The organism is Erwinia piriflorinigrans CFBP 5888 (assembly GCF_001050515.1).
Classification (GTDB): Bacteria; Pseudomonadota; Gammaproteobacteria; order Enterobacterales; family Enterobacteriaceae; genus Erwinia; species Erwinia piriflorinigrans.
This window is the reverse complement of sequence record NZ_CAHS01000003.1, coordinates 18,056-40,227: the sequence shown is the minus strand read 5'-3', so window position 1 is coordinate 40,227 and position 22,172 is coordinate 18,056. Positions and strand designations below refer to the sequence as shown.

The 22,172-nt window shown below is 53.9% G+C and carries 21 protein-coding genes and 1 riboswitch; of the genes, 7 read left to right on the top strand and 14 right to left on the bottom strand.

Features of this window, described 5'->3' with window-relative positions; genetic code table 11:
• Positions 1 to 302 precede the first annotated feature (302 nt).
• Both purH and purD read left to right on the top strand, forming a co-directional pair.
• Positions 303 to 1,892, top strand: coding sequence for a bifunctional phosphoribosylaminoimidazolecarboxamide formyltransferase/IMP cyclohydrolase (purH, locus tag EPIR_RS00935; protein WP_023653415.1), 1,590 nt, complete (start codon positions 303 to 305; stop codon positions 1,890 to 1,892).
• 14 nt (positions 1,893 to 1,906) lie between these two features.
• Positions 1,907 to 3,187, top strand: a complete 1,281-nt coding sequence (purD, locus tag EPIR_RS00930) for a phosphoribosylamine--glycine ligase (protein WP_023653414.1) — start codon at positions 1,907 to 1,909, stop codon at positions 3,185 to 3,187.
• Between the two features lie 74 nt (positions 3,188 to 3,261).
• Here purD and EPIR_RS00925 read toward each other — a convergent pair whose 3' ends face one another.
• The 6 genes from EPIR_RS00925 to nudC form a co-directional block, all read right to left on the bottom strand.
• Entirely contained in the window at positions 3,262 to 3,924 is a 663-nt protein-coding gene (locus tag EPIR_RS00925; protein WP_023653413.1) for a DUF1481 domain-containing protein, read from the bottom strand.
• A gap of 138 nt (positions 3,925 to 4,062) precedes the next feature.
• Positions 4,063 to 4,335 carry a nucleoid-associated protein HU-alpha gene (gene hupA / locus EPIR_RS00920; protein ID WP_002438605.1) on the bottom strand — a complete coding sequence of 91 codons (273 nt, stop codon included), beginning with the start codon at positions 4,333 to 4,335 and terminating at the stop codon, positions 4,063 to 4,065.
• 188 nt (positions 4,336 to 4,523) lie between these two features.
• Positions 4,524 to 5,114 carry a YjaG family protein gene (locus EPIR_RS00915; RefSeq protein WP_023653412.1) on the bottom strand — a complete coding sequence of 197 codons (591 nt, stop codon included), beginning with the start codon at positions 5,112 to 5,114 and terminating at the stop codon, positions 4,524 to 4,526.
• Between the two features lie 65 nt (positions 5,115 to 5,179).
• The gene (gene nfi, locus EPIR_RS00910) at positions 5,180 to 5,845 is read right to left on the bottom strand and encodes a deoxyribonuclease V (RefSeq protein WP_023653411.1); all 666 of its coding nucleotides are present in this window, start codon (positions 5,843 to 5,845) and stop codon (positions 5,180 to 5,182) included.
• Positions 5,846 to 5,880: 35 nt separating this feature from the next.
• Positions 5,881 to 6,948 (bottom strand): uroporphyrinogen decarboxylase, encoded by a 1,068-nt coding sequence (gene hemE / locus EPIR_RS00905; RefSeq protein ID WP_048696628.1) that lies wholly within the window; start codon positions 6,946 to 6,948, stop codon positions 5,881 to 5,883.
• Positions 6,949 to 7,121: 173 nt separating this feature from the next.
• Positions 7,122 to 7,910, bottom strand: a complete 789-nt coding sequence (gene nudC, locus EPIR_RS00900) for an NAD(+) diphosphatase (RefSeq protein ID WP_048696625.1) — start codon at positions 7,908 to 7,910, stop codon at positions 7,122 to 7,124.
• Positions 7,911 to 7,982: 72 nt separating this feature from the next.
• Between nudC and EPIR_RS00895 the strand changes: the two genes are divergently transcribed.
• The 3 genes from EPIR_RS00895 (at position 7,983) to thiE (ending at position 11,383) form a co-directional block, all read left to right on the top strand.
• A complete protein-coding gene (locus EPIR_RS00895) occupies positions 7,983 to 8,489 on the top strand; it encodes an Rsd/AlgQ family anti-sigma factor (protein WP_023653408.1) in 507 nt (168 codons plus the stop codon).
• 127 nt (positions 8,490 to 8,616) lie between these two features.
• A riboswitch (TPP riboswitch) is annotated at positions 8,617 to 8,717 on the top strand.
• 90 nt (positions 8,718 to 8,807) lie between these two features.
• Complete coding sequence (gene thiC, locus EPIR_RS00890; protein ID WP_023653407.1) at positions 8,808 to 10,742, top strand: phosphomethylpyrimidine synthase ThiC; 1,935 nt, start codon at positions 8,808 to 8,810, stop codon at positions 10,740 to 10,742.
• On the top strand, positions 10,739 to 11,383 hold the full coding sequence (gene thiE / locus EPIR_RS00885; RefSeq protein ID WP_023653406.1) for a thiamine phosphate synthase: 645 nt from the start codon (positions 10,739 to 10,741) through the stop codon (positions 11,381 to 11,383). The genes thiC and thiE overlap by 4 nt, the downstream gene beginning before the upstream one ends.
• A 179-nt stretch (positions 11,384 to 11,562) precedes the next feature.
• Here thiE and EPIR_RS00880 read toward each other — a convergent pair whose 3' ends face one another.
• Positions 11,563 to 13,050 carry an aminotransferase-like domain-containing protein gene (locus EPIR_RS00880; protein WP_023653405.1) on the bottom strand — a complete coding sequence of 496 codons (1,488 nt, stop codon included), beginning with the start codon at positions 13,048 to 13,050 and terminating at the stop codon, positions 11,563 to 11,565.
• A gap of 173 nt (positions 13,051 to 13,223) precedes the next feature.
• On the opposite strand from EPIR_RS00880, the gene EPIR_RS00875 reads away from it, so the two are divergent.
• Entirely contained in the window at positions 13,224 to 13,415 is a 192-nt protein-coding gene (locus EPIR_RS00875; protein WP_023653404.1) for a DUF1127 domain-containing protein, read from the top strand.
• Positions 13,416 to 13,649: 234 nt separating this feature from the next.
• Here the strand turns inward: EPIR_RS00875 and EPIR_RS00870 are convergent, their stop codons facing one another.
• From EPIR_RS00870 to EPIR_RS00840, 7 genes are all read right to left on the bottom strand, one after another.
• A complete protein-coding gene (locus EPIR_RS00870; RefSeq protein ID WP_023653403.1) occupies positions 13,650 to 14,411 on the bottom strand; it encodes a F4 family fimbrial subunit in 762 nt (253 codons plus the stop codon).
• A 24-nt stretch (positions 14,412 to 14,435) separates the two neighbouring features.
• Positions 14,436 to 15,224: a F4 family fimbrial subunit gene (locus tag EPIR_RS00865; protein ID WP_023653402.1), complete on the bottom strand. Its 789-nt coding sequence runs from the start codon at positions 15,222 to 15,224 to the stop codon at positions 14,436 to 14,438.
• Between the two features lie 232 nt (positions 15,225 to 15,456).
• On the bottom strand, positions 15,457 to 16,233 hold the full coding sequence (locus EPIR_RS00860) for a F4 family fimbrial subunit (protein ID WP_048696621.1): 777 nt from the start codon (positions 16,231 to 16,233) through the stop codon (positions 15,457 to 15,459).
• Between the two features lie 201 nt (positions 16,234 to 16,434).
• Positions 16,435 to 16,950: a DUF5462 family protein gene (locus tag EPIR_RS00855; RefSeq protein WP_023653400.1), complete on the bottom strand. Its 516-nt coding sequence runs from the start codon at positions 16,948 to 16,950 to the stop codon at positions 16,435 to 16,437.
• Positions 16,951 to 16,961: 11 nt separating this feature from the next.
• Positions 16,962 to 17,723: a fimbria/pilus periplasmic chaperone gene (locus EPIR_RS00850; protein WP_023653399.1), complete on the bottom strand. Its 762-nt coding sequence runs from the start codon at positions 17,721 to 17,723 to the stop codon at positions 16,962 to 16,964.
• On the bottom strand, positions 17,716 to 20,145 hold the full coding sequence (faeD, locus tag EPIR_RS00845) for a F4 (K88) fimbrial usher FaeD (RefSeq protein WP_023653398.1): 2,430 nt from the start codon (positions 20,143 to 20,145) through the stop codon (positions 17,716 to 17,718). Before faeD ends, EPIR_RS00850 begins: the two co-directional genes overlap by 8 nt.
• A gap of 11 nt (positions 20,146 to 20,156) precedes the next feature.
• Positions 20,157 to 20,711: a hypothetical protein gene (locus EPIR_RS00840; RefSeq protein WP_023653397.1), complete on the bottom strand. Its 555-nt coding sequence runs from the start codon at positions 20,709 to 20,711 to the stop codon at positions 20,157 to 20,159.
• Between the two features lie 701 nt (positions 20,712 to 21,412).
• On the opposite strand from EPIR_RS00840, the gene EPIR_RS00835 reads away from it, so the two are divergent.
• Entirely contained in the window at positions 21,413 to 22,012 is a 600-nt protein-coding gene (locus EPIR_RS00835; protein ID WP_023653395.1) for a pentapeptide repeat-containing protein, read from the top strand.
• The last annotated feature ends 160 nt before the right edge of the window (positions 22,013 to 22,172 follow it).

Below are 22,172 nucleotides of genomic sequence, written 5' to 3'. Positions count from 1 at the left end.
TGGAGGCGCATTATAGGGAGTTCTCGACCGGTGACAAGGGTTAAATTGCACTAATTTGACTGTTTGCTGCAATCCCCAGCAAAACCCTGCCTTATACCCTGTTATGCACAAACTTATCCACACAACTCGTATTGCGATAATTTTGACGAGCATCGCGCAAACGTTTTCGCTACAATGCCCGCGCATAGATTCAGCCCCTTCAGGGGCGTTATATGAAACTTATCTTCTCTATATATAGAAGAAAACACCGAAGTTTCACATAACGCTCTTTATATGCGATCCAAAGCCAAGGGATAAACCTCATGCAACAACATCGTCCTGTACGCCGCGCGCTTCTCAGCGTGTCTGACAAAGCCGGTATCCTCGAATTCGCACGGGCGCTTTCCCAGCGCGGTGTCGAGCTGCTCTCCACTGGAGGGACTGCCCGCCTGCTGGCTGATGCCGGTCTGCCTGTTACTGAAGTCTCCGATTACACTGGATTCCCGGAAATGATGGATGGGCGTGTTAAAACGCTACATCCGAAAGTGCATGGCGGCATTTTAGGACGTCGTGGCCAGGATGATGCCATTATGGCTGAACACGGCATCTCACCTGTTGATATGGTCGTCGTTAACCTCTATCCGTTCGCGCAAACCGTAGCCCGTGCAGACTGTTCGCTGGAAGATGCGGTTGAGAATATCGATATCGGTGGCCCAACGATGGTGCGCTCTGCCGCCAAGAATCATAAGGACGTGGCTATCGTGGTCAAGAGCGGCGATTATCAGGCCATTCTTGCGGAATTAGATGCCAATGATAATTCGCTGACGCTGGCAACCCGTTTTGACCTGGCGATCAAAGCTTTCGAACATACCGCGGCTTACGACAGTATGATTGCCAACTACTTCGGCAGTATGGTGCCGGCCTACCACGGTGAATCAACCGAACCCGCCGGTCGTTTCCCACGCACGCTGAATCTTAACTTCATCAAGAAGCAGGATATGCGCTACGGTGAAAACAGCCACCAGCAGGCTGCCTTCTATATAGAAGAGAATATCAGTGAAGCGTCCGTCGCCACTGCGCAGCAGGTACAGGGAAAAGCCCTCTCTTATAACAACATCGCCGATACCGATGCGGCGCTGGAGTGCGTAAAAGAGTTCGACCAGCCAGCTTGCGTTATCGTCAAGCATGCCAACCCCTGTGGCGTTGCCACAGGCAGCGCCATTTTTGAAGCCTACGAGCGAGCTTATCAAACCGACCCGACCTCTGCTTTCGGCGGCATTATTGCTTTCAACCGTGAGCTGGACGAAGCCACCGCACAGGCGATTATCAGCCGCCAGTTTGTCGAAGTGATCATTGCGCCTTCCGCCAGCGATGCTGCGCTGAAGATAACCGCTGCGAAACAGAACGTGCGCGTGTTGACCTGCGGTCAGTGGCAACAGCGCCAGACGGGCCTCGACTTTAAGCGTGTCAACGGTGGCCTGCTGGTGCAGGACCGCGATCTCGGTATGGTGAGTGACAGCCAGCTGCGTGTTGTCAGCAAGCGCCAGCCGAATGAGCACGAACTGCGTGATGCGCTGTTCTGCTGGAAAGTGGCTAAGTTTGTTAAGTCGAACGCCATTGTCTATGCGCGTGACAATATGACCATCGGCATAGGTGCCGGTCAGATGAGCCGTGTTTATTCCGCTAAAATCGCCGGTATCAAAGCCGCCGATGAAGGTCTGGAAGTGAAAGGTTCGGCGATGGCCTCTGACGCCTTCTTCCCGTTCCGTGACGGTATTGATGCCGCCGCCGCCGTTGGCATTACCTGCGTGATCCAGCCGGGTGGCTCGATTCGTGATGATGAAGTGATCGCTGCGGCGGATGAACATGGCATTGCAATGATCTTCACCGACATGCGCCACTTCCGCCATTAATTACGGAGTTCCAGATGAAAATTTTAGTGATAGGTAACGGTGGCCGTGAGCATGCGTTAGCCTGGAAAGCCGCTCAGTCCCCGCTGGCTGAACGTATATTTGTTGCTCCTGGCAATGCTGGAACGGCGCTGGAGCCAGCCTTACAAAATGTGGCTATCAGCCCTACCGATATTCAGGGACTGTTGGACTTTGCCCTGAATGAGAAAATCGACCTGACGATTGTCGGCCCGGAAGCCCCGCTGGTTATCGGCGTGGTGGACGCATTCCGCAGCGCCGGACTGAAAATCTTCGGCCCTACTCAGGCCGCTGCGCAGCTGGAAGGCTCTAAGGCATTCACCAAAGACTTCCTCGCACGTCATCAGATCCCGACAGCCGAATACCAGAACTTTACCGAGGTCGGACCGGCTCTTGCCTACGTTCGCGAGAAAGGCGCACCGATTGTGATTAAGGCCGATGGTCTGGCGGCGGGTAAAGGGGTGATCGTTGCCATGACGCTACAGGAAGCGGAAGACGCCATCCAGGATATGCTGGCAGGTAACGCTTTCGGTGATGCGGGTCACCGCATCGTGGTAGAAGAGTTCCTCGACGGCGAAGAAGCCAGCTTTATTGTCATGGTGGATGGCGAAAACGTGTTGCCAATGGCCACCAGCCAGGATCACAAACGGGTGGGTGATGGCGATACCGGCCCGAACACCGGTGGTATGGGCGCTTACTCTCCGGCACCAGTGGTCACTGACGAAATCCACCAGCGAGTCATGGATGAAGTCATCTGGCCCACTGTCCGTGGCATGGCGACCGAGGGCAATGTCTATACCGGATTCCTGTATGCCGGTTTGATGATCGATAAAAGTGGTCAGCCAAAGGTGATCGAATTTAACTGCCGTTTCGGCGATCCGGAAACCCAGCCGATAATGCTGCGTCTGCAATCCGATCTGGTCGATCTGTGTCTGGCTGCCGTAGACGGTAAGCTGGATCAGAAAGACTCCCTATGGGATCCGCGTCCGTCACTGGGAGTGGTGCTGGCAGCGGGTGGCTATCCGGGGGATTATGTCAATGGTGAGCCGATCCACGGCCTGCCTGTGGAAGAAGTGGCTGACGGGAAGGTGTTCCACGCGGGCACCACGATGCAGGACGATCGGGTAGTGACTAACGGTGGCCGCGTACTGTGCGTCACGGCGCTGGGTGAAGACGTTGCCGCAGCGCAGCAGCGCGCTTACCAGCTGGCAAAGCCGATTTCATGGAATGGCAGCTTCTGCCGCTCGGATATTGGCTATCGCGCTATCAATCGTCAATAACATCGCGGGCGGGCCAGCGTTATTGCACTAAACGGTCTGGCACAGGGGCGATCTTCGATCGCCCTTTTTTACGCTCAGAAATCGTCTTCTTTTGGCGTGTTTTGGCACAAATTGGTGGCAGTGACCATCAGCAGCTCCGTGCCGGCCGGTGCCTCCAGCCATGCGATGCCTGGAAGGCCAGATATATCACGCTGCTGGCGTGCGACACGCTCCAGCTCTGTGCTGTCCAGTTCGGGGCGCACGCGCTCACCCTGACAACCGATCACGGAACCATCCGGCTGCCATTTGCCTTGCTTTAGCAAAACGCGCCCTGACAACAGGTCATCGCTTATTTTCAGCATACGCTGGCCATCAAACTGATACATCGCAACCGCATCAGCCGAGAGCGCTTCACGCCTTCCGGCAAGCTGGCGCTGCATAAAACTCACATTACCCTGCTGGCCGAAGCGCAGTGTCACATCGTCAGGCTGGCTGCCGGTCACATGACGCTCTATCGAAGTCAGTTTTCCCTGTTGCCAGAGGTAGTCGCTGGTCTCCACGGTTGCACCGTTAAAGGGTGTATAAACCGTCATCAGGCGCACCCCTTGCTGCTGATTCTTACGCCAGATGCGCACAGTACCGCGATCGGCAAGATATCCGCTGGCCGTAAAGTCTGGCAGATCGGAATGTGAGCTACAGCCTGCTAACAGCATCAGCATGAAAAGGGGGATATGTTGGGTAAAAGCGATCGGTTTCATCAGGATAGAAGTATCACGGCATCATCGCCTCGCGTCAGCAGCAGGCGTGCTGAAGCCGGGGATCAAAGGTAAGGAAAATGAGCTAAACAAAGGGGGCAAAATCGCCCCCCTGTTTACGCTTTTTTCATCGTCAGACGATTACTTAACAGCGTCTTTCAAAGCTTTACCAGATACGAATGCCGGCACGTTTGCAGCAGCAATTTTGATTTCTTTGCCAGTCTGTGGGTTGCGGCCAGTACGCTCAGCACGGTGATTAACTTTAAAAGTACCAAAACCAACCAGTTGTACAGCATCACCTTCTTTCAGAGACTCAGTAATCGCTGCCAGGGTGGATTCCAGTGCAGCTTTGGCCTGGGTCTTAGACAGGTCCGCTTTGTCCGCAATTACATCAATCAGTTGAGTCTTGTTCATAAGTTATCCTTACAGTGTAGTTATCGCTTGCTAAGCATCGAGTGCGAGGGAAAAACCAGTTTCTGGCACTCTCCTGCATACACGCACCGATAGCAACATTTTTCAGCCCCCCAAATGTAGACCAGACAGGGGGCGAATGTGAAGCCCAAAGGCGCTACAAATCAGAATTGAGGTCACGTTTTATCGTCTTACTGCTGAAAATTTATACCGATGTTACTTATCCCCGATTCCCGCAGGTCGGATCGCAGCCCTTTTATCAATTCTACATCACGCTCTTCACAGGCAGCGAGAAGGCGGAATATCTCCCACTGGATGTCCCATTCCTCTTCCACGGCGGGGTTAACCTTCAGCTCTTCTTCGGTCATTTCGCGACCGGCCTGGGTCATTTCCAGCATGGCGACGGTGGTGATCGAGGCCTCACTAACGGCAATGGCGTGCGTCAAGGTTTCGCCACTGAGACGCGAATGCAGCAGTTCGCTCAGCGCCACGCAAGCATCAATCGCCGGGTAAACACCGTAAAGATCGTAATTATCTGCGGAGGGAATAGCCTCTTCCAGCTTCTCCAGCTGACTGTCGAAGTTCACCTTCGCGTCTTTCACCACCAGCGTTTCCCATAAAAGGTCAAGAATACGGCGATACAGCTGGCCATCACCAAAACCCGTTTGCTGGCAAAACTCGCGATAATTGGGGGCCATGCGTTCACACAGGCAGGCCATAAAAGTAACGTGCTGCCAGCTTTCCAGCTTTTCCAGCCGCAAATGAATCGGATTACGTAACATATCGGGATCTCAGAATGAATGCACTTGCCGCAGTGTACCTGAAAAGCCACGAGGCAGCACGGTAGCTAACCACGCAATAGCCGGTCAGAAGCCGGACGCCGTGAGGCGACGGCATCGGCCCAGCGCGTCGGTTCCGGCAAACGATAGCCGAGCAGGCATTTTTGCACCCACTCCAGCGCCGTTGCCTGACTCACCCGGTGGCCCGGGGAGATAAACAGTGGATTGCAGCGTGCCTTGCTGCGCAGTACCCATCCCAGCTGCCGATCGTTATCCATCAAAGGCTGACAGCTACCTGGCTGTGTATCGGGAGGCGTGAACTGACCGCATAAGCGTTTCTTGGCAACGCCGATGGTCGGCACATCCACCAGCAGGCCGAAATGGCTGGCAACGCCAAGACGGCGCGGATGGGCAATACCATGACCATCTACCAGCAGCAGGTCGGGACGCTGTGCCAGCTGCTGCCATGCGGCTTCCAGCGCCGGAATTTCACGGAATGACAGGAAGCCGGGAATATAGGGCATGGTGGTGGCAATACGCGCCACCCGATGTTCGATAAGCTGCAAGGAGGGATACTCAAGGACCACCAGCGCGGCGCGCGTCACCTCGCCTCCCTGTTCAAATCCGACGTCTGCACCGCCGATAAAGCGCGGTGGCATAATATCGAAATCATCCTGGGTCACAATCTCTGCGGCACGCTGCCTCTGCTGGTCGCGTAATGCGGCAAAATCCATAGAGCCCCTATGAGTATCTTTAGTTCCAGGAAGCGTTATCCGAGATGGTAAGGACGCGAGAGCCTGTGCACCGCCTCAACAAATGCGCCCGCATGCTCTGGCGGCACATCCTGATGGATACCGTGGCCGAGGTTAAACACATGCCCGTTGCCATGACCATAACCTTCAAGGATGCCTGCGACCTCCTGCTCGATACGTGCAGGAGAAGCGTACAGCATGGACGGGTCCATATTGCCCTGTAGCGCGACCCGGCCACCCACACGGCGGCGGGCATCAGCCAGATCGGTAGTCCAGTCAAGACCCAGCGCATCGCAACCTGTGGCGGCCATCGCTTCCAGCCACTGTCCGCCGCCTTTGGTAAACAGCGTGACAGGCACACGACGCCCATCATTTTCACGCAGCAGGCCATCGACAATTTTATGCATGTAGTTGAGTGAGAATTCCAGGTAATCACGCCCGGTCAGCACGCCCCCCCAGGTATCAAAAATCATCACCGACTGTGCCCCGGCGCGGATCTGCGCATTCAGATAGAGCGTAACGCTGTCTGCCAGCTTATCCAACATCAGATGCAGGGTTTGCGGTTCCGCGTACATCATCTTTTTCAGTTTGGTAAAGACTTTGCTGCTGCCGCCTTCAACCATATAGGTTGCCAGAGTCCACGGGCTGCCGGAGAAACCGATCAGGGGTACCTCGCCATTGAGGTTTTTGCGGATGGTGCGCACTGCATTCATCACATACCCCAGCTCCTGCTCAGGATCGGGGATCGGCAGCTTTTCGACGTCGGCACGGCAGGTCACAGGGGAAGAAAAACGCGGGCCTTCGCCGGTTTCAAAATAGAGCCCCAGCCCCATCGCATCGGGAATGGTCAGAATATCGGAGAACAGGATCGCCGCATCCAGCGCGTAACGCCGTAACGGTTGCAGCGTAACCTCACAAGCCAGTTCCGCATTTTTGCACAGTGACATAAAGTCACCGGCAACGGCACGGGTGGCTTTGTATTCTGGCAGATAACGCCCGGCCTGGCGCATCATCCACACCGGAGTAACATCCACTGGCTGACGCAGCAGGGCGCGCAGATAACGATCGTTCTTCAATTCACTCATCACAGGACTCTCTCTCCAATCAGGCCAGTAGTGTAACATTCATTGAAATTTGCGGTGGTTCAGTGCTTAAAAAAAGCCTGGCGAGTAACACCCCATAGCCATGCTGTTACACCTGGCTGACCACATAAATTCGTCAGGAAGCACGAAAAACTGACAGAAACAGGCGGTTCACCCTACAAATGACCGCTGTATTCCTCTTCTGCACGACACAACGCCACCGTATCTTCGATAAGACGACGTGCAACCGTACCAGGAGGTGGCAGTGGCGGTAATGCGTCGTAACGATACCAGCCGGCATCCAGCAGCTCTTTTTTATCAATACTGATGTCACCATCGGCATAATCGGCCATAAACGCCACCATCAGCGACTGGGGGAAAGGCCAGGGTTGGGAGGTAACATAACGCAGGTTTTTGACTTGAATACTGCTCTCCTCCATCACCTCGCGCGCCACCGTCTGCTCCAGGGTTTCACCCACTTCGACAAAACCGGCCAGCACGGTATAAATTCCGTTACGATGGCGTGTGTGCTGCGCCAGCAGGATCTCTGCCCCCCGGCGAATAGCAACGATAATGCAGGGCGCAATTTGCGGATAGTAACGCTGGCGGCAGTGATGACATAAACAGGCCCATTCCGTTCTGCTGTTATGCATTTTATGGCCGCAGTAACCGCACCACTGGTGTGAGCGGAAGAACTCCGCCAGCTGGATACCACGTCCGGCCAGGCGAAAAAGATCGCTATCCTGATCGAGCAGCTGACGTAATGATCCCATCTCATCAGGGCGCGATCCACGGATCAACCACACCGCTTCCCCCTGCCACTCGCCAATGCGCGATCCTGACGATCCTGCCAGGCCCAGCGACGCGGCATCACCATGCGGCAGCTCACCTGCGGGTAGCCAAATTTTATGTTCCTCGCTGACAACCCACCAGCCAGCGTCTATGCTTACAATTTCACGTTCCATATATTTGCTCATTATCCTCAGCTTCAACACGGATTGAGGTCAGGGGTGAAAATGATATTCACGGAGTTTTACATGCTTAACCAGTTAGACGTCCTCACCGCGCGCGTTGGCGGAGGCAGTGAGCTGGTAGACTTTTGTCTGCTTTCCCGCAGACAGTTACTGGTTACGTATTATCAAATGGCTGGTATCAAGCCTAACAAGGAATCTCCGACCCCGCTTGATGAAAAAGCGCTGGACGCATTCTGCCAGAATCTGGTTGATTATCTTTCCAACGGGCATTTCACTCTGTATGAACGCTTTATCCAGGAGCTTGAAGGGACGGAATTTCTGGCGACGGCAGCGCAGATTTATCCGTCGTTACAGGAAAATACTGCGCAAATTATGCAGTTATACGATAAGCATTTCGAAGCCGCTATCGACCATGATAATAACCTTCGCTTTCAGCAAGCGCTCTCTGTGGTCGGTGAGGCCCTTGAGTCACGTTTCACGCTCGAGGATAAATTTATTCAGCTGGCGCTGGAAAAAAATGCCGGATTACCGTCCGCCGCTAACGCTGCCTCTCTCGCCCGTCCCGCCTGACGTATGAATTGATGGTGAATGCCTTGTAGTTTCTAAAAAGCCCCTTTATGCTGAATGGGGTTAAGGTGAGGTTCCCTCACCTAATTTCCAGATTGAGGTTTCTGGCGCTGTTGCCAGAAAATCAGTCAATATCTTGTCGGAGTGCCCTTAGGGGCTGAGACCGTTTATTCGGGATCCGCGGAACCTGATCAGGTTAGTACCTGCGAAGGGAACAAGAGTAAATTTGTGCTGACGGTGTGATAGCCTTTTCCCGCACATCGTTCTCATTACTCCCGCCTCCAGGCAAGCCACTTTCCGCCCTATTATCAGGAAGTTGCTATGTCTATCGCTGAAAAAAAAACCACCCGCCGTGAACAACGCGCCCAGGCGCAGCAGTTCATCGATTCGTTACAGGGCAGTGCCTTTCCCAACTCAAAACGTATCTGGCTGACCGGCTCGCAGCCTGATATTCGCGTGCCGATGCGCGAAATCCAGCTTAGCCCTACCGTGACGGGCGGCAGCAAAGATAACCCAACCCAGGTCGAGAATGAACCGGTGCCGGTCTATGACACCGCCGGTCCCTACGGGGACCCCGAGGCGAGCATTGATGTTCACGCTGGGTTGGCCCAACTGCGCCATGACTGGATCGTCAGACGCGATGATACAGAACAGATCGCCGAACTGAGTTCCGCCTACACCCAGGAACGCCTGGCCGATGAAGGGCTGGATCACCTGCGCTTCGACAACCTGCCGCGCCCACGTCGCGCCCGTGTCGGCCACTGCGTGACCCAGATGCACTATGCGCGTCTGGGGGTGATTACCCCGGAAATGGAATTTATTGCCATCCGCGAGAATATGGGCCGCGAACGTATTCGCGGTGAGGTGCTGTTACAACAGCATCCGGGGAACAGCTTTGGTGCCAGCCTGCCGGAAAATATCACCGCCGAATTTGTTCGCCAGGAAGTCGCTGCCGGGCGCGCCATTATTCCCGCCAATATCAATCACCCGGAATCAGAGCCGATGATCATTGGCCGTAATTTCCTGGTGAAAATCAACGCCAATATTGGCAATTCGGCGGTCACCTCTTCTATCGAAGAGGAGGTGGAAAAGCTGGTATGGTCTGCGCGCTGGGGAGCGGATACGGTGATGGATCTGTCGACCGGCCGTTATATTCATGAAACACGCGAGTGGATCCTGCGTAACAGCCCGGTTCCGATTGGTACGGTGCCGATTTACCAAGCGCTGGAAAAAGTGAACGGCGTGGCGGAAAACCTTAACTGGGAAATCTTCCGCGATACCCTGCTGGAGCAGGCTGAACAGGGCGTCGACTACTTCACCATCCATGCTGGCGTACTGCTGCGTTACGTGCCGATGACCGCCAAACGTCTGACCGGCATCGTTTCACGCGGCGGATCGATCATGGCGAAATGGTGCCTGTCACATCACCAGGAGAGTTTTCTCTATTTGCACTTTCGCGAGATCTGCGAAATCTGCGCCGCTTATGACGTATCACTCTCCCTCGGCGACGGCCTGCGCCCCGGCTCGATTCAGGATGCTAACGATGAGGCCCAGTTCGCCGAACTGCGCACGCTGGGTGAACTGACCAAAATCGCCTGGGAATACGACGTGCAGGTGATGATTGAAGGCCCGGGCCATGTGCCCATGCAGATGATCCGCACCAATATGACCGAACAGCTGGAACACTGCCACGAAGCGCCCTTCTATACGCTCGGCCCGCTGACCACCGATATCGCCCCGGGTTACGATCATTTCACCTCCGGCATTGGTGCCGCGATGATTGGCTGGTTTGGCTGCGCCATGCTGTGCTACGTAACGCCTAAGGAGCATCTTGGCCTGCCGAATAAAGAGGATGTCAAACAGGGACTGATCACCTATAAAATCGCCGCTCATGCCGCCGACCTGGCGAAAGGCCATCCCGGTGCGCAGATCCGCGACAACGCCATGTCAAAAGCGCGCTTCGAATTCCGTTGGGAAGATCAGTTTAACCTTGCGCTCGATCCGCATACCGCCCGCGCCTATCACGATGAAACGCTGCCCCAGGAGTCAGGTAAAGTGGCGCATTTCTGTTCAATGTGCGGGCCGAAGTTCTGTTCAATGAAAATTTCCCAAGAAGTGCGGGATTACGCCGCACGACAGGAAGCGGAAGCCAGGCCTGTCGAGATTGGTATGGCACAGATGTCGCAAGAATTCCGTAACCGGGGAGGTGAACTATATCACCGCGCCGATAGCCTGACGACGGAGGAAAAAGGATGAGCCGTGGGGCATTCCCAACAACCGCAGCGCGCCTGGGGCTTTATCCGGTGGTGGATAGCGTGGAATGGATAACTCGTCTGCTGGACGCTGGCGTGCGCACCCTTCAGTTGCGCATTAAGGATCGCACAGAGCAAGAAGTCGAAACACAGGTTGCCGAGGCGATTGCCCTCGGCAACCGCTATCAGGCGCGGCTGTTTATTAATGACTACTGGCGGCTGGCCGTGAAGCATCAGGCATACGGCGTGCATCTGGGTCAGGAAGATCTCGATATTGCCGATCTGGACAGCATCCATGCTGCCGGACTGCGTCTCGGGCTGTCGACCCATGATGAGGCCGAGCTGGATCGCGCACTGGCTGTGCGCCCATCATACATTGCGCTGGGTCACGTATTCCCTACCCAGACCAAAGAGATGCCTTCCGCTCCACAGGGGCTGGAGGCGCTGACGCGCTATGTCAAGCGGCTGCCCGGCATCTCCACCGTGGCGATTGGCGGCATCAGCCTTGAGCGCGCGCCAGCGGTTCTGGCCACCGGCGTGGGCAGTATTGCCGTGGTGAGCGCCATCACACAGGCCCGCGACTGGCAAGCCGCAACGTCTCAGCTGCTGGGGCTGGCAGAAGGGCAGCGCCCGGCGAGGGTTTAACCGCGCTGGCGGGACAAACGCCAGCGATCTCTGGAAGGCACGGCACAAATAAATGTCGTTTCAGGTAAGGCAGCAAATAAGTCGTGAAGGTAACGCACAGCCCTGCTGCTGCGCGCTTTTTATCCTGGGTGATGCCTATAAAGTGGTGCTGCCGGTGGTAATGATGCCGCTGGTCAGGGTCAGTCATTTTCCTTTAAGCTGGCCCTGCCTTCCTCCATTTCCCTATGCGGTGAAGCGTCCACCAGCGATGAACAGGAGAGCATGGCTTTCTCCACCGCTACGCCCAAGATGGCCAGTGCGCGTTCCGTTTTTTCAGTAAACGCATGGGCGTAACTGAGCCGCAGGCAGTTACGGTATTTTCCCGCAGCCGAGAACAGCGATCCCACGGCAATCTGTATGCCAGACAGGCGCAGGTTCTGATTGAGTCGGCACGCATCAAAAGGCTCCGGCAGCTCTACCCAGATAAGAAATCCCCCCTGTGGGCGCGTCACACAGATACCACAGGGAAAATGATGCCGCACCCGGCAGGTGAAGGTTTCCAGATTACGCTGGTAATCATGGCGCATACGTCGCAGATGAGGCTGATAATGTCCCTGGCGGATAAAAGCGGCGACCGCCATCTGGGTCTGAGTGACCGAGGAGCCCGTACTGATATATTTCATGTGCAGCACCCGGTCAAAATAACGTCCTGGCGCAACCCAACCTACGCGCAGCCCTGGCGCCAGAGTTTTGGAGAATGAGCTGCATAACAGCACGCGTCCATCAATATCCAGCGACTTGATAGTGATCGGGCGCGGGTAGTCATAAGCCAGCTCGCCATAGACATCATCTTCAATAATAGCCGCGTCGAAGCGCTGGGCCAGCGTCAGTAAAGCCTGTTTGCGTGCCACCGGCATGATAAATCCCAGCGGATTATTGCAGTTGGGCACGACCACGACCGCCTTAATGGGCCACTGTTCAAAGGCCAGTTCGAGCGCCTCCAGACTGATACCGCTCTGCGAATCCGTTGGAATTTCAATGGCGCGGATCCCAAAACCGCGCAGGATTTGCATCGTACCGTGAAAAGCGGGGGATTCAACGGCAATAATATCCCCTGGCTGGCACGTCGCCCGAATAGAAACCGACAGCGCTTCATGGCAGCCGGTGGTGACCACAATGTCGTCGGCGGTCGTTCGGCAACCGCTATCGATCATCAACCGGGCAATCTGTTCACGCAGTTCGGGCACGCCATACAGATTGTCATAATACAGCTGGCGTGGGTCCTGCTGCTGAGCAAGCCTGCCGATAATTTTCCATAGCGGCTTCAACGTTGGAGCATCGACGTTGGGTGCGCCGCTGCCCAGCGGCAGCACATCGGCATTCAGCCGGGCGGTCAGCAGATCCATCACCGCATCCCATTGCGTGATTTCAACCGGCCGCTGTACCGGGCGCGTAATGGGGGGCAACGGCGGGGTCACACCGCACGGCGCGACAAAGTAGCCCGAACGCGGCTGCGCAGAAATCAGCTTTTTCTCTTCCAGCAGGTAGTACGCCTGCTGAACGGTACTGATACTGACACCATGTTCGGCGCTCAACGACCTCACCGAAGGCAGCCGCTCGCCAGGCTGATATAGCCCCTGTTCAATACGTTGTGTCAGCAGTGTCGCCAACCGTTGATAGCGCGTCATCGTATCTCACTCCACTCTAAGACAGATTATAAACCAGTACAGCTCGCTGCCAGGATAAGCATTCAGAGCCAGTATCTTGCAATCTGTATGTTAATAAAAGCGGATATTTGCATCTGTATTACAAGTGACCTCGGCGACACAATAAGGCTTATCGTATACGCAGTCGGGAGGCCATGATGGAGTTTGAACAGAACAGAGCAGCAAAACCATTGAGCTGGATGTTAATAAGAACGTTTTATACTGTCCTTTATCATCGCTGGCGGGCCCGGCGTCTTCGCGCCTGCACCCGTAAAATTTTATCAAGGCTGAACGATTCGCAGCTGAAAGATATCGGGCTGACCGACGAAGATATACGGCATTTATAAGTGATGTGGCTTGGGCGAACGCAGGCTGCGCCCCGGGCAACGGAGCCATCCTCCCTCCGTTGCTTTTTTTTATCAGCCATACAGACGCAGCAACAGAGGAATGGCCGTATGGCGATAACCGGGAGCCTGCAAGAGCAGCATGATAAGCGAGAACCGGAGCGGAGAAAATGGCAACGATATCTATGGAACACACCGTTTCGATACCCTGTCAGGTTGAAAGTGAAGCGGGTATTTTTACTGATATTCAACACTGACGGGCAGGGACACGTGCCAGCGCGGGGGAAGCTCTCCTTTCAGGCGCAGCTCGCCACTTTCCGCCACCATTTGCGCACCATATACACCATCGATCTGACGCAGTTCCGCATTGGCAAACTGACTCAGTCCGGTGGTGCCGCTGACCGATGCGCCCTGAAGCCATACCGGGCCGTCGCCTGCAAACATCTTCGACAGTAACCGTGCCGTCTGTTCCGGGTCAGCTACCCATGCCTGCTCCGGCAGCCCATTCCCTTTCACATCGTCATACAAACCGGCAACCATCACCTGTCCACCGGTTTTGTTACGCAGCAGCGCAGCTGCCGTCATGCGGAAACTGAAGGTGCCAGCCTGCAAATTTCCGTCCCCCATCACGGGTAACGTGACCTGCGACACCCCCGGCTCTTTCCAGGTCAGAGAGAATCCTTCCGCGCCCCGACCGAATATCACCCGTGGCGCTAAACCTTCCCGCCCTGCTGGCGTGGTCAAGGTCGTCTTACCCAGTAATATGTTCAGCGCAGGAACCGCTACCTTTATGACCTGTTCATTATCCCGGGAAACGGGCGACTTCGCATCGAGGTTTTCCGCCCCTTCGCTTAGCTGCCATTTCCAGGGGTTGTGAGTGCTGGTCACGATACCGCCCAGACCCAGTTCACTGCTAAAATCCTGCCCGGGAGTACTCCAGGCCAATCCCTCCACCGGCAACAGAGTGGCTGCCAGCAACATACACGTTAGTTTCTTCATCCCGTTTCTCTCCCGGTTCCGCTGTTAGTGCACCGTTACCGTCACATTTAGCCCGGCATGCCACCGTGCCGGCGTACCTTCTTCCGGCAGCCGCAACTCCAGGCCGGATATGGCCGAGGCGTATGCAGCAGCCAGATCCCTCACCCGCCCATCAGCCAGGATACTCTGGCTGATGGCCTGGCCATGATTGACGGCACTCATGCCGTGACCAAACCCACCGTTCATGAATAGCAGGGATGGAAGACGGTTTATCACCCCCTGCGGTAAAGCCTCTGCCTGAACCGCCGTCACGCTTTCCCCACTGACCAGTGACATACCCGCAGGAAGCATGACGCCCTCTTCCTGATAACCTGTACTCACCGCCATTCCCTGGTCAAGGGTGAAAAAGAGCTGTCCCACCGGGTTACTGCTATCAGCATCGTGTACGGGAACAGCAGCACGAAATCTTTGTGAGGTCGTACTACCGCCTTCGACGATCGACAAAGGCTGGCCAGCACTGCTGAAGGTAATAAAAGGCGTTAAACCGGGGCCACCGCGCTCCGCCACCTCGTGCAGGTGGCCTTCCAAAAATGGCAGCGAACCTTTATCGCGAAGGTCAAAAACAAGCTGGCCGTTCTCATGACGGGCATCGGCAGTGTCCATCACCCAGCTCTGGTCAGGTGAGGCCACCTGCCACGTCCATTTGGGGGCCTCGTCTGTCACGAAGCCCTGAAACTGGATTTCACCACCGTCGAGAATTTCTGCCTGGGGCAGTACTGAATAAAACAGGGCCAGAATGGACAGGGCAGAAATAAGACATTTTCGATTACTCATGATACCCTTCCGCGTTATTTATTTTTATTTATACAAAAAAACAAATAGACAACGACCATACATGAAATAAGAAAAAAGCCCGGCAAAAGTCTATGAGAGAAAATAGCATCGTAAAAAAGTCAGACCAGAATGCCGGGCTTATAGATACAGAGTCGTGGGCTAAAGATAGATATTCTGCATTTTCACAGAGTGAAATGGCTTTAACCCTGTGACTTTCTTACCCCAAACACGATTACATATAGGTCACGGTAATCGGCAGAGAAGCTTTCCACTCCGTGGATTCTGATAACAGGGAATCCAGCTCGAGCTTGATTTTCGAACCGCCTGTAATACCGGACGCATAATATGCACTATAGCCAGCGTCGCTCGACGTGAAATCGGCAGTACCAGTACCCGATACGGGAAAATGCTGCTCATGAAAGTTATCGCTAATACCCGGTATCAACGCGTTCGCCACAGCCTCACTCCCATCAGTAGGAAGCAGATGAGTCCTATTTTTTGGCAACCCCCCAAAAAAACCCATCCCGCTTGACGGGCTATACAACAAATGTTTTCCTTTATTAATTCCTTCGGAATTTTCATACCCCACGCCTACCATGGTAAAAGGGGCGGTAAGGGTACCGATTTTATTGTCATCCATTCCTTTCACGTCGAGAGTCAGCGTGCTAATCCCTCTATTAACCTTATCAAGATCAACAGTACCATCAAAGTCGATCTGTGGACTGAACCCTGCACGACCTATAAATAAGTTTTTGTCCTTAGTTCGAATACCGAGCACCGGAACTGCTTTCGTCACTTCAATTTCAGTCATCTTCTGACCTTCCTGAACTTCAGCTACCAGATTGGCTAAACCACTACCTGTCATCACTTCCCACGGCGTTGTCTTCACAACAGGACTCAGCGTACCACTTAGTTCAATATGACCACCGGCACCGCTTGCAGTCCATGCCATAGCAGAACCGGAGGTTACTGTTGCTGCCAGCGCTAATGTTATTAGTGTCTTTTTCATTACGGTCATTCCTTTTTAACTCCTAAAAGAGATTGAATATTTTCCTGGCAATCCTGCCGGATTTACCGCAAAGCCATCCCCTACAGCTTTATTTCCTATCTGCATACACTTATTCATAATATTAAAAATGACTTTGCGTTATACCCGGTAAATAACGGTGAGTCCTTTCACCTCAGGATATTTTATCCCGCTGACGCTGTTTCAAGAGGCCCTTTCGCCCTCCACCTGCATCGCTACCTGAAGATGCCCGCGATAATTCGCCGGAACCTCCAGCTCCGCCGGAGTGTCAGTTCTCAGTTCCACGCTCTTTAGCACCGGCGGCAGCGCTATCAGCACATCCACTCCCCTCTGCGTAACGTTGACGGGGGCTTTTTGCCCATCAACCATTAATAACGCCTTCAGCGTGATGCGCGCCTCCTTTCCGTTTTCCGGCAGCACCTGCTTTACGGTTACCCATGCCGCTCCGCCTGACGCTGGCCGACTTTCAGCATGGCGAACGATCAGACTGTCCGGAAGTCCGTCTGCGGATTCGGCACGGAACAGCACTGGCTCCGGCAGCGTGCGCGTGACCTTGACCACGCTGTTGCTCTGAACCTGACCATTCAACACGCCCAGATACATGACTTTCTCTTTGTCGTGAGCGGCCCGCGCCGGTAACGAGGCTGTACTCATCCCCACCAGCCCAATCAGCATCAGCCGAATTATCTTGGCTTCCATTTACCCACTCCTCAGGCCCCGGCCAACTTTTCTTCCTGCCCAGTCGCTTTGACTGGCCGCTTCTGGTTAATGGTCCAGGACTGCAACTCACCGTAATCATTCAGCGAACTCACCTTCACCACATTCCCGTTCACCTCCACCTCGTCCTGCGGCATAAACATCAGCAGCTTCCGTGCCGCATCTTTGTCCACATCCAGCTTGTTACCTGCCGCATCCTGTAGACTGCCGATGGCGTAGATGTAGGGTGTGGTATTCACCAGCACGGTTTTACCGTCGCGATGCTCCAGGTTAATACCTTCTTCTGCCCCTTTACGGCCTTCCAGCAGGGCTTTCGGACGATAGAAGAGTTTCAGTTTGGTGCGCAGTGCAATGGCAATCCCACTTCCTTTCAGCGCCGGGGGAATATCCTGCAAATTCAGCCAGTACACGGACTCCCTGTCCTTCGGCAGATGGTCTGACGCCATGATGACACGCAGCGACTGTTGACCCTTCGGTTTCACTTTAAAAAACGAGGGCGTTGCCACAAACGTCGGACGTGTATCCTTCTCCACGATATTGTCTACCCACGCCTGTCCACCGAACGTTCTCTCCTTGTCGTTGTTCATGACCGTAATAGACAGGGAATCCTTGTCTCCGCGAAAGATATACCGCGTCTGGTCTGTTGTCAGGGATGCCAGCGAACTCTGGGCTGTCATTGCCAGCATCACGGTGAGCCCCAGCGCCTTCACCCGTTTATTGCCTAAAAGCTGTTTTACTGCGCCACACTTATTCACACATCATCTCCTGTAACTTCTCCGTCTCTTGCAGCTTCGCTGCTGCTATCCGGCACTGCCCCAGCATAATGTCGCCGGGCACATCGACCGCATTAATCATCAGTACACCGTTATTGGCCACAAACCCCAGCGGCGTGTTTTTGCTGTCACGCGCCCAGGTACCGCCCGCGACGAACTCCCCGTCCTGCTGTTTCACCTGTAGCAGGTAGCGACGCACCTTCAGTGCATCAAAAGGCATCCAAACCACCGCCTTCTCTGACGGCACCACCTTCTGACTGGTTGCAGTCAATTCCGTGTTTAACGGCAGGGTTCCCGCGTCAACGGTCACCGTGTTCCAGTCATAGCTGTTGAGCGCAACCACCAGATTACCGTCGCTATCTGTTTCTCCGTAAGCGGAAGTCACCTTCACACCAGGCGTGTCTTTCACGTTCACCACCGCCACCGTGTCACCCGTGGTGCGACTGAGCACAATGCCGCCTGCATCCGGCATTCCCACCACAGAACCACTGGCTGACAGTGACCCACCAGCCCCTCCTGACGTAGATTGATTCAGCGCTCCGCTTACCCAGGCCCGCTCACCCGCATACGAAGCATTCAGGTAGCTGTTGGCTCCGCCTTCACTGTCGCGACCGCCCCCTACGCCGTAGCTGAATCTATCGCTCAATGATCCAGAGATGCCGCTATTGAGGCCCACCCCGCCCCCACGACTGCTGTTTATCGACGTACTGCTGCTGTATTTCCGCTCCAATAGCGTAAAGGGTACCGAGACCGAAGCAGATAACGCCCAATTGTTCATTCCCTGTGCGGTTCTGGATCCTGATGTCGCAATGTTCAGGTTGACGCTATTAATTTGGCTACTGAGCGCACCGGTGATCCCCCTCTCACGCCCCCGATCACCCGCATTGCTATCACGCCCACTTTGCGGGTAATAACTCCTTTGCCAACCCGACATTGACAGACTAAATAACCCGCCTACCGGCTGACTGATACCGCCGTTCCACTCATCCTTAACGCGGCGCCCCTTATTCTCTTGCTGCAACACGTTTGTTGGATCAAAAGAAGACATCGTCTCAAAGGTTTCATCCTGCCTGGACCAGCTCAGCCGCAACCCGGTATTTGTCGTTTCCAGCTGTTTCGTCCAGGCCAACTGAACTTTATTGCCACTGCGATTGGCCTGCGTTTGGTATTTAGCAACCATGTATGCCCCATCCGCAGAAACCGCGCCGAGAGACCCCAACCCAACCACTGCACCGCCACTCCCCCCTTGCCAACCCTGATTGAACACGCCACCAGCATGTAGCGTCAGACCGTTAAATCCGTAACCGTAAGACGCGGCAAATACCCCACCGACCATGTGACTGTCATCGTCCGGTACCCCGGCAGCCATGTTGAATTCATGCTGTCCCGGACTCAGCAGCCCGCCGATCACCGAGAGGGGGAAGACCTGTGTCTGTTCGCCGCCATTATCGCCAGTCACCTTCATGGTGACGTCCCCACTGTTATATAAGGGAACATCCGCGATAGTGAACGGCCCCGCCGGTACCACCTCCGAGTACAAAATGCGGCCGTTCTGGCTCAGCGTGACCCGGGAAGGTCCATTGGCAATTCCCGAGAACAGCGGGGTATACCCGAGGTTACCCGGCTTCATGCTGTTGTTCCGCGACAGGGAGATGCCATACGTTCCTGTACTACCCAACAAGCTGTTACCGGTCGGCGTCTTGCCCACCGCCAGGTCTGCACTGAGCGAGCGGAGGGATCGGGTGGCGGTGAACATGTCTATGGAGGTCTCACTATCGCCGCTTTTACTACCGCTGGCGGTGGCCATTGAATTGACGACCCAGTGACCCATATTGGCCTTCAGGTCTGCCGATCCAAATGCCGAGGTGTTATTTCGTCCGGTGTTGGTGTTGGCGTTGTAATTCACCCGAAACGCTGAAGACCCATAGTCCCACTCCACTTTCTCCGACATTTTTGTTAGCCCTTGCTGCGGAATAGCCAATGACAGGCTCTGGGTGGCAATATCAAAGTCCACCTTCACCGCAGCGGCTTTCGACAAGACATAACACTGTCGGCTGGCGTCATATCCTTGGCGAAAGTAATCCCGACTGAGGTAGATGCCAGATTTTTCGAGCCAGCTCTCCGTCAGGCACAGCGCTTCGGCATCCTGCGGCGTGACATCCAGTATCTGCTTTCCGGCATCCTTACCGTTCAACGAAATATCGACCAGATAACGCCCCGGTGCATAATTCCCGTTCAGCGCTGCCCACATTTCCGCATTCATTCCGGCTCCGCCCTGAATAAAGGACATGTCCAGCTCATCCCCAGCGCGAACCGCACCACACCCCATCGCCACAGCAAGAGTCAGGCTGGCTCGACAGAAAACCCGACTAAATCGCCTATCCTTCTTCGCGTTACGCGCCATCCCTGAATCTCTTATTGATAAATAACGACAAATGAAAGGGCACCGCTGTACTCTCCGGCCTTAACCTCAACCGGAAAAACGGGTTGCGCCCGGAAAGAGAATTGTCCCTTGGCGGCAAAATCCACCGGGTAGTTCACACGGTTGTTTGCCTCAGTTAGCCGCCCGCGGAAATCAGCCTGCGCATCAAGCGCCTTAACCGCTACACGAATCCCGTCTCCGGCCCCCCGGGTAACCACACCTCCAGCATCAAGCTGCCTGGCATTGCCAAAGTCCAAAGAGGCAACCTGCCCAACCTGAAAGGCGGAGCAGCCCTGCACGGTGGCACCGGACTCATACAGGCGCACGATGAAATCTTGTGGCGGCACGGCAGAAGCCGTGGATTTGCGATAAGTATCAAATGTCAGGCGGCTGACCCCGCCACCTACCGCTTCGACGACCACATGACAGGCAGAAGAGACGACATCGGCACTAAATAGCGTACGTTGTATCATCGTGCCTGGCGCAACAGCGCAGGCTTCACCCACACCAGCCAGCAGTAGAAAAATAGATGTGATCACTTTTTTCATATTCCACCCTAAACATCTGAATATCATTCCCGGTGATGAGCCGCACCTGCCGTAAAATAAAAAGCGTAAAGTATCCTGTCGGCATAATAAGATGCCCGAGGATATACAATAATATCGGCGTCATGCTTTATACGCTTGGCGATCATCTGATAGCCCCTAATTAATAATTAACTCACTGCGTTATCTCTTCAGCAAACAAATAAGTCGTCGTCATAAAACTAACTAGTAAAATAAAAGAGTGACACGCTTAAATAGTGCACTGTGAAACTATCAGAATGAAGAAACCCGCACCCAGAGGATGATAGTATTTATTCAAATCAGAAAGAAAAAACCGTGAAATAGTTATTAACCAATAAAGCATTTTTCCAAATCGCAAGAATGCTACATTAACCCTCATTAAATAAAAAGATAGAAAAACTTTTTAATGAAAAAATGAAAGTTGTTATCAATAAAACACCAGGAATTAAAATAAATGTATAAATATATCGAAAAATGATATTTAGCGACATATAAACCCTAATTAAAGAGTAATGATCGCTAGCTGTTGAGCGCAGCACAAAATATACGGGTAAGTCGTGTCGAGTATTCTAAAGAAATTCTAAATAGTGATAACAGTGATTCGTAAAAACGTGTCAATGACACTAAACTGGATCATTTATTGTGTTCCCCAGGCCACGTCTTAGGTGCGAAAAGGATCCAACATGACAAAACTGATGAGTGATAAGGAATTTTTCGCGAAAACCTTCGAGAAGCTGGATCTCCCATCCTTCTGTATTGAGAACAGCATTTTTGAAGCGTGTGAATTCGCCCATTGTAACTTTACTGCCACTCAGTTATTGCACTGTAAATTTACCGAGTGCGAATTTCGTCACTGTAATCTGAGCCTGATGGAAATCTCTGCATCACGTTTTCACCAGGTCAGTTTCCATGAGTGTAAACTGAGTGGCGTAGACTGGACGCGTGCGTACTGGCCCACTTTCAACCTCGATCCCAGCCTTCATTTCAGCAAAAGTATTTTAACCGATGCCTCCTTTTTCGCTCTGAAGCTACCCGGAGTGAAAATGGATGAGTGCAAACTGCATGAAGTCGATTTCAGAGAGTGCGATCTTTCGGGTGCTGAGATAACGGGGTGCGACCTGTACGGGAGTCTTTTTAATCAGACGAACCTGCGCGCGGTGGATTTTACCGGCTCATGGGATTTTCGTATCGACGTGCTCAACAACTTTGTCGAACGCGCTAAATTTTCCCGTGAGGAAGCCGTGGCCCTGTTGGAGAGTTTGGGTATTGAGCTGGTTGATTGATGTGCGATGGCGTTGCAGCCGCTTTAACATTGAGGTGGGATTCGATGGTGCGGGGAAAAAACGGATATGAAAAAGAGGCATTAGTGAAGGCTGTAGGTATAAGAAATAAAAAAGCCTGGGTTCGGAATTATACCGAACCCAGGCCTGATTAGCTTATTAA